The organism is Rickettsia endosymbiont of Ixodes scapularis, from assembly GCF_000160735.1.
Taxonomy (GTDB): Bacteria; Pseudomonadota; Alphaproteobacteria; order Rickettsiales; family Rickettsiaceae; genus Rickettsia; species Rickettsia tamurae.
In genome coordinates, this window is record NZ_CM000770.1 from 8,115 (window position 1) to 16,762 (window position 8,648).

Here is an 8,648-nt window from a genome sequence, read left to right on the forward strand (position 1 = left end):
TGTTTTTGTTATAAAATGTACTCCACACAGCATAAATTTTTAGTAAATTGTCTTTTTTGACTATAACTATTAAATTGTAAAACTTGTCACACCTCTTACAAACCTTGAAAGGATAAGCATTATAGCATATTCATTAACCATAATTTAGGCATCTTAATACGAAACTCGCGTTAAATAAATTTTACAAAAAATCTTTTATATAAATAAACTATTGGTTTAAAATAAAATAAGTTATAGATTGACTTTTAAAGGAAGTTAGTTATAAACTTTAACTGAAATAGTAAAACACTATTTCGGGGTGTAGCAACCTCTACCAAAAGTGAAAACATCTCTCACATAACTGATGTAATCCTCAACCTTATGGTCGGGGAGATAACAGAGTTACAGAAAGACCTTTGAAAAAGAGAGATATCAACGCAATAGAGAAACGCTTAGCAGAACTAGAAGCATTATTTGGTATTGCTAAAGTATAGATGAGCAGGCATTGCTTTCATTTATGTCATTCCTGCTTTCCTTTCACGGAAAAACATTGCCCACATGGATCGGTTTTAACTTCATTGAGAGGAATTTACGTAAGTAATTGACGAAGCAATCTTAGGAGTTTGTTATTATTTCATGAGATTGCCACGCAGCTTACCGCTGCTCGCAATGACTATATATCTTTAGCAATCCCTTTTCAAATAAAACGAGTATACTAGTCAAATGGTTTCACTATAACCATAATCACTGCAACAATCATGCATATAGCCGGAATCTCATTAACTATGCGGTAAAATTTTTCTGAATGGACATTCTTACCATTTGCAAAATCTTTTCGCCATCTTGCAAGTAAACCGTGAAATATCACTAAAATTAATACTGCAAACATTTTAACGTGAAACCAAGTATCAAGAGCAACAAACCCGTAAATATGAGCATTTATTAAACCAAAAATAAATGTGCTAATCATTGCCGGATTCATAATGAATCTGAGTAATTTTAGCTCCATTACTTGTAAAGTACTATCTAGCTCACTACCTATTTTAGCTTTGGTATGGTAAACATATATTCTAGGTAAGTAAAGAAGTACTGCCATCCAACATATAGCAGATATCAGATGGACTGACTTAAACCATAGATAGTAACTTGCCATTCTTTTCCTTATTAATTTGTTAATTTACATAAACATCTAGTAAATTCGTTTGGACATATTCTTGTACTAGAGCTACTCGTAACTAAATTAGTATCAACCTTACTAATAAATCGTAGTAATATATTTGTCAAACTATTAATAAAAATTTTATTTGTTCCAAGTGTCGGAATTCGGGTATATTGAATTTTATATTTATCTGCGATTAATTTATATTCAATATCAAGTTCTACTAGTGTTTCAACATGCTCGGATACAAAGGATATAGGTACGATAATTATGTCTTTTTTTAACTTTCCTGCTAGCTCTATTTCGTCTTCCGTATTCGGTTTTAACCACTCCATAGGTCCTACTCTACTTTGATAAGTTATCTTATAATCTAGATCTTTTATATTTAATTCTTTAACTATTGCTTTTACTGTTTCTTTTATTTGAAAACTATAAGGATCACCTGCTTTTATTATTTTTTCAGGTAACCCGTGAGCAGAAAATAATATACGAAAATTTTTATCGTATAGTTTTTCCTTAATCAATGAAACATGGGTTTTTATAAAATCTTCTTCTAGAGGATAACAGCAAATTGTTTTAATTGGAATATCAATATCAAGGTTTTGTAAAAAATTTTTAACCGAAGATCCTGTCGTAGTACTTGAAAATTGAGGATATAGAGGCAATAATATTATTTCGCTTGGGTTATATTTTTTTATTTGACCTATTACTTCTTTAGCAAACGGTGCTGAATATCTCATATTTATAAAAATAGTGAAATCTTCTTTTATGAGTTGCTTTAGCTTTTCGGTTAGTGCTAATTTCTGCTCCTCTGTTTCCTGAAGTAAAGAAGATTTACCACCAATTAAAGAATAAATTTTTTGAGATTTTCTCTCTCTAGTAATAGAAATTATTTTAGCGATAATATAACGCAAAGGATTTGGCAGATTAATTATAGCTTTGTCATAGAATAGATTAAATAAAAAAGGTTTTACGGATTCAAGGTCTTTTGGACCTCCTAAATTAAAAAGTACTATTGCTATTCTTTTTTTCATATAACCTAACATATTCTGTCAAAAATTCTATATTTTCCGGAGGTGTCTCAGGCAAAATACCATGTCCTAAATTAAAGATAAAATTCTTTCCTTTCATTACCTGAAGAATTTTATAAGCTTTTTCTTTAATAATTTCTTTATTAGTTAATAATACAACTGGATCTAAATTACCTTGTACTATTACTTTATCACTCCACTCTTTCATTTTTTCAAGAGGAATCATTTGATCTACGGCTAAAATATCTATCGGTACTTCTTTTATAAATTTTTCGTACAATAATCCCGCTCCTTTAGGAAAAGCAATTACAGGGGTTTTTGGAAAAACTTCTTTTACTTTTAGTATAATCTTTTTTGTCGGCTCTATTACAAATTCAGTAAACTCCTCTTCTGCAAGTACTCCTGACCATGAATCAAAAAGCTTTAAAACATCTGCTCCCGATCTTGCTTGATTTATAAGATGATCAGCTGTTTTTTCCGTAATAAAATTTAATAATTCTTTAGCAAGTATTTTATTTTCATATATAAATTTTTTGCTCGTTTTAAAATCTTGTTTCCCTTTTCCCTCTAGCATGTAACTCATCACTGTCCAAGGGCTACCTGCAAACCCTATTAAAGAAGTGGTGGAGGGCAATTCTTTTTTTACTTTTTTTATTATTTCATAAATCTTTTCTAATTTATTATTCGGATTGCTTTGCAGATATTTAAAATCTTCTTGTGATTTGAATTGCTTTAATATAGGTCCTACATTTTCTTTAAAATCTACTTCCCATCCAAGAGCATGAGGTAAAACTAATATGTCAGAAAAAATAATAGCTGCATCAAATCCATAACGTTTTATCGGTTGTAAGGTTACTTCCGTTGCTTTGTTAACATCATAACAAAAATCTAGAAAATTTTTTGTTGTTTCTCTTACTTTTTTATATTCCGACAAATATCTACCTGCTTGACGCATAAACCAAATAGGTATTTTATTACTATTTCCTTTTAACGGATTTAAAATTTGCTTCATGTAATTACTAAAAATATTAAATTAATAGATATATTTATTATTTGTTGTTTATATAAACAGAATTATGTAGATTAAATGTTTTAAACAGAGTTATCAACAAAATTTTCATTAAAATATTCTTAAAAATATAGGTATTTTTAATTATAATTCACATAAGTTTGTAATGAATTTATACAAGTGGATAATTAAGTGTAAAATTCATTTATAGCTTAGAAAAGACTATTTTTTCAAAGAAAAATGATATTTATTCACAATTTTATCCACAAACTATTTATTTAAAAGAAAATACACTAGATTTACTTGATTTAATAAGGATTTGAGGAAATTTTTAATAGATTTTAATAGGAAAAATAACAAGTTATTAAAAATTTTATCCACAATTACATGTGTAAAGTATGACAAAGCTAATTATTCACTTGGTTTCAGACTCTTCCGTGCAAACTGCAAAATATGCAGCAAATTCTGCTCTTGCACAATTTACTTCCGTAAAACCAAAATTATATCATTGGCCAATGATTAGAAATTTGGAATTGCTAAATGAAGTATTAAGTAAAATAGAATCTAGACACGGGATAGTATTATACACGATTGCCGATCAAGAACTCCGAAAAGCTTTAACGAAATTTTGTTATGAATTAAAAATTCCATGTATTTCTGTAATAGGTAAAATTATTAAAGAAATGTCTGTTTTTTCAGGTATTGAAATAGAAAAAGAACAGAATTACAATTATAAATTCGATAAAACTTATTTTGATACACTTAATGCCATAGATTATGCCATAAGACATGATGACGGACAAATGCTTAATGAGTTGTCGGGGGCTGATATAATATTAATAGGTCCTTCTAGAACTTCTAAGACACCAACTTCCGTATTTTTAGCGTATAACGGTCTAAAAGCTGCCAATATTCCTTATGTTTATAATTGTCCCTTTCCTGATTTTATAGAAAAAGATATAGATCAATTAGTAGTAGGACTCGTCATTAATCCAAATAGATTAATTGAGATAAGGGAAGCTAGGTTAAATTTATTGCAAATTAACGAAAATAAAAGCTATACAGATTTTAATATAGTACAAAAAGAATGCTTAGAGGTTAGAAAAATTTGTGATCAAAGAAATTGGCCGGTAATTGACGTGTCGACTAGATCAATAGAGGAAACAGCAGCTTTAATAATGCGGATATATTATAATAGAAAAAATAAATATAATAAATAAAAAGATTTTCATTATTTACAAGTAGAAGCCTGTACTTTATAATTTTATTTTATACTCAGTGAATTTTAAAAATTGGCGTTGTCGTCTAGCAAGTTCTGCGGTACTCACTTATTAAGTATACGCTCCGTTCCTCGCCTTGCAGACTGATTACTCTTTTTAAAATTGACTTTCGTATAACCACTCTTCATTTACCGATAGTAATAACAAGGAGAAATTATGGCAAGTAATGTAACGGATAGCTCTTTTAAAAAGGAAGTATTAGAATCGGATTTACCGGTACTGGTTGATTTTTGGGCAGAATGGTGTGGACCATGCAAAATGTTAACACCGATAATAGATGAAATCAGTAAAGAATTAAAAGGCAAAGTAAAAGTACTTAAAATGAATATTGATGAAAATCCTAACACTCCTTCAGAATACGGTATTCGTAGTATTCCAACTATAATGTTATTTAAAAACGGTGAACAAAAAGATACTAAAATAGGTTTGCAACAAAAAAATTCTCTTTTAGATTGGATTAATAAATCTATTTAATATTTATTTTATGTCACTTAACCATTCAAAAGTATTTATAGAGATAACCGATGGTTATGTAGAAGGCATAGATACTCATAAAAGAGCTCAAGATTTAAAGCATTTCTTCTTGAAAAAAGGAGTCTCTCTTTCTCCAAATATACCTATATTAAATAATATTAATTTTTCTTGTTATGAGGGAGAAAAAATAGCTTTTATAGGAAGTAACGGTTCGGGAAAAAGTTCGCTTCTAAAGCTAATCGCCGGAATATATCCGTTAAAATCCGGTACCATCAAAATTCATGGAGATATTGCGGCAATTATAGATATGGGAGTCGGTTTTGAACAGGAGCAGACAGGTCGTGAAAATATAAAAATGTTAATGCTATATAACAATATGTTAGATAAATATAGCAAAAAAATTGAGCAAGAAATCATAGATTTTTCAGAATTAGGTAGTAAAATCGACTTACCGATAAAAAATTATAGTTCAGGAATGTTATCACGCCTTGCTTTTTCCGTATCAATATTTCAAAATCCACAGATTCTATTACTTGATGAAGTTTTTGCGGCAGGCGATAGCTATTTTATAGAAAAATCTCTTAATTTAATGAAAAATAAATTTAAGAATACTCCTATTTCGATAATAGTAAGTCATCAAGAAGAAATTATAAAAGATAATTGCGATAGATGTGTTTTATTAAAAGACGGCAATATTATAGGTGATGGGATTCCATCAGAAATGTTTAAAATCTATAACCAATAACAAGGAAATTCATAAATGATAAAGTATTTTTTTTCTAAAAAATACTGGCGGGCAATAGCATTACTAGTTAAAGCTTCTATAATTAGGCAAAATAAAGATTCTTTTTTGGGTTCTTTATGGAGTTTAATTCAGCCTTTTATTCACATAATGGTAATTTCATATTTTTTCGGTTTTTTATTAAGACAACCAAGAGAATTTATGGTAATGAACTTAGTCGGCGGTATTCCTTTATGGAGTTTTATAGTAAGTAGCCTAACGATTTGTTCGAGTTCTTTGGTAACACGTGATCAAATAATAAAAAAAGTTAGAATTTCTAAGACTTTTTTTCCTGTTGCGGACAGTTTAGGGCAATTATATACTTTAATTTGCTCATTTTCGGCAATGTATTTTGCTTTTATTTTATTATTTCCAGAAAAATTTTCTTGGCAAATAATATTTATGCCGATATTAATTTTGCCCTTAATAATATGTGTTATTAGCGGTTCTATCGCAGTAGCATTTTTAACGCCGTATATTCGAGATATTCCACAAATATTAAATGTTATTCTCGGAGTTATTTATTGGAGTATACCGATAGTTTATCCATATTCGCTAATTCCGGAGTCTAAAAAGATATATTTTGAATTTAATCCGTTCTTTTTAGTTATAAGACCCGTACAAGCGTTGGTGATTGACGGAACATTACCGGATATGATGCTGATAGTTAAGTCCATTATAGTTGCATTTATTACTGTTTGTATCAGTTATTTAATTTACAGACAATTTTCTAAAAGAGTTATTTATTACTTATGAAACTTGGTTTTAATCTAGATTTTAATGAATTAGATTTAACCGGACTTAAAAAATTAGATCAAATATTTTTAGATTATCTCTTTAAAGCCGATAAATTTCTGCATAAAGGTTTAATATTATTTAGATCAACTCCTTTCTCTATTATTCCACAAGATTATTCCGAATTTTTATTAAAAATCTCCCCTCATTTAGATGATTTTTTAGCAGAGTTATTTTGTATTTCAAAAGAAGTAACTATATCAAGATTAAAGCATAAAGATTTTGATATTATTTATGAATGTAAAAGAAAATTTGTTCAGCGTGTTGCCGTAAAAAAATATCCACCGGAAAAAATAAAAGATATTGATTTTGAAGAGGTGTATTTAAAGCTAACTAATTTAATAGGTACGAATTTTACCTCTAGAGAATTTGCCAAACAAATAATTATATGGCAACAGGCAGAAGAAAGTTTTGCCACAGAATTAGACATAGCAGCACAATATGTAGCGTGTAGAGTTTATGGTTATTGCCATTCAGTGTCATCTCGTGGCTTGACCACGGGATCCAGTAAATCGACAAATGTTGATGTTAAAAGTTGTTTTTTGGATCCCGTGGTCAAGCCACGAGATGACATCTTGTTTACAATCCCCCAAAAACTAGATAAAGAAAACCTAATAGACGATAAAAAAATATTAAAATATCAAAAAAATGAGAGAGTAGATTTTGACTATACAGATTCTTTTTTAAATCTAGATGAAGCTCTAAACCACTCTCATTATTGTATTTATTGCCATAAGCAGGATAAGGATTCCTGTTCTAGGGGGGKGAGTGTTATCCCGTGGCTTGATCGCGGGATCCAAAAAAAAACAAATGGATCCCGCGATCAAGCCCGGGAAAAAACTCAAAAACGGGTGGCCCCCTTAAACCCAAAAGATTTCCCGAGATGAACTATGTTAAGGGCCAAGGGTTTTAACCCTAAGGGGTCCTTGCTATTATTTGTTTTTGATAATCCCATGGTTGCGGCAACGGGGCATAAGGATTTGTAAAGGATTCCCCAAAGCTTGGATTTACCAAAAAGCAGGATCCCGGAAAATATCCCGTTAATAGAATCAAATAATTTTAAGAAGAAACGCCTTAAATTACCTTACGGGTTAGAAGATATAATCTACTTCTTACTCGTTGGAATCCGCTTAATATTTATGCACCTCTACCAAAAGAACCTACTAATTATAATATTTTAGTTACCGGTCTTGGTCCTGCAGGTTTTAGTCTTAGCTATTATTTATTACGGTCAGGTCACAATGTTACGGCTATTGACGGTTTAAAAATTACTCCTTTGCCTTTTGACGTTCATAAGCCTATAAAATTTTGGCATGAATATAAAAATTTGTTATCGGAAAGAATGCCAAGAGGATTTGGAGGGGTAGCAGAATACGGTATAACTGTTCGCTGGAATAAAAACAATCTTGATATATTACGGCTAATATTAGAGAGAAATAATAATTTTAAATATTATGACGGGGTAGCTTTAGATTTTAATATAACGAAAGAACAGGCTTTCGATTTGGGTTTTGACCATATGGCTTTTTGCATTGGAGCAGGTCAGCCGAAAGTTTTGGATATAGAAAATTTTGAAGTTAAAGGCGTAAAAACGGCTTCCGATTTCTTAATGACTTTACAAAGCGGAGGGGCATTTTTAAAAAATTCTAATACTAATATGGTAATTAGAATGCCGATTGCGGTAATAGGCGGCGGTCTTACTTCTTTAGATGCAGCAACGGAAAGTCTATATTACTATAAAAAGCAAGTAGAGAAATTTGCCGAAGATTATATAGAAAAAGATTTAACGGAGGAAGATAAAGAAATAGCTGAAGAATTTATTGCTCATGCAAAATTGTTTAAAGAAGCTAAAAATAATGAAGAATTAAGAAAGGTTTTTAATAAGCTTGGGGGTGCTACTGTCTACTATCGTGGAAGATTGCAAGATTCACCGGCGTATAAATTAAATCACGAGGAGCTAATATATGCATTAGCATTTGGTGTTGATTTTAAAGAAAATATGCAGCCTTTAAGGATTAACACCGATAAGTACGGTCATGTAGAATCTGTGGAATTCAGTGTCATCCCGTGGCTTGACCACGGAATCCAGAAAAAATATCAGAATAATGTTATAGATTCCGTGGTCAAGCCACGGGATGAC

7 protein-coding genes and 3 pseudogenes are annotated in these 8,648 nt (G+C 30.3%); 7 read left to right on the top strand and 3 right to left on the bottom strand.

The features are described 5' to 3' along the window. Window positions 1-694: 694 nt before the first annotated feature. Genes hemJ through hemE form a run of 3 tightly spaced genes read right to left on the bottom strand, consistent with a single transcriptional unit; the run spans window position 695 to window position 3,181 of the window. Window positions 695-1,132: a protoporphyrinogen oxidase HemJ gene (hemJ, locus tag REIS_RS00050; RefSeq protein ID WP_008579200.1), complete on the bottom strand. Its 438-nt coding sequence runs from the start codon at window positions 1,130-1,132 to the stop codon at window positions 695-697. Between the two features lie 11 nt (window positions 1,133-1,143). Beyond that, window positions 1,144-2,184, bottom strand: a complete 1,041-nt coding sequence (hemH, locus tag REIS_RS00055) for a ferrochelatase (protein ID WP_008579201.1) — start codon at window positions 2,182-2,184, stop codon at window positions 1,144-1,146. Then, window positions 2,141-3,181 (bottom strand): uroporphyrinogen decarboxylase, encoded by a 1,041-nt coding sequence (gene hemE / locus REIS_RS00060; RefSeq protein ID WP_008579202.1) that lies wholly within the window; start codon window positions 3,179-3,181, stop codon window positions 2,141-2,143. The genes hemH and hemE overlap by 44 nt, the downstream gene beginning before the upstream one ends. Window positions 3,182-3,576: 395 nt before the next feature. Between hemE and REIS_RS00065 the strand changes: the two genes are divergently transcribed. From REIS_RS00065 to REIS_RS15225, 7 genes and pseudogenes are all read left to right on the top strand, one after another. Next, the gene (locus REIS_RS00065) at window positions 3,577-4,398 is read left to right on the top strand and encodes a pyruvate, water dikinase regulatory protein (protein WP_008579203.1); all 822 of its coding nucleotides are present in this window, start codon (window positions 3,577-3,579) and stop codon (window positions 4,396-4,398) included. 216 nt (window positions 4,399-4,614) lie between these two features. Further along, on the top strand, window positions 4,615-4,932 hold the full coding sequence (gene trxA / locus REIS_RS00070; protein ID WP_008579204.1) for a thioredoxin: 318 nt from the start codon (window positions 4,615-4,617) through the stop codon (window positions 4,930-4,932). Window positions 4,933-4,942: 10 nt separating this feature from the next. Beyond that, on the top strand, window positions 4,943-5,677 hold the full coding sequence (locus REIS_RS00075; RefSeq protein ID WP_008579205.1) for an ABC transporter ATP-binding protein: 735 nt from the start codon (window positions 4,943-4,945) through the stop codon (window positions 5,675-5,677). Window positions 5,678-5,692: 15 nt separating this feature from the next. Beyond that, window positions 5,693-6,469, top strand: coding sequence for an ABC transporter permease (locus tag REIS_RS00080; RefSeq protein ID WP_008579206.1), 777 nt, complete (start codon window positions 5,693-5,695; stop codon window positions 6,467-6,469). Beyond that, window positions 6,466-6,969 (top strand): annotated as a pseudogene (locus REIS_RS16675) (2-polyprenylphenol hydroxylase); the annotation flags it as partial. The gene REIS_RS00080 and the pseudogene REIS_RS16675, both read left to right, overlap by 4 nt. Before the next feature lie 96 nt (window positions 6,970-7,065). Beyond that, a pseudogene (locus REIS_RS16690) lies at window positions 7,066-7,272 on the top strand (hypothetical protein); the annotation flags it as partial. Between the two features lie 71 nt (window positions 7,273-7,343). After that, window positions 7,344-8,648 (top strand): annotated as a pseudogene (locus tag REIS_RS15225) (FAD-dependent oxidoreductase); the annotation flags it as partial.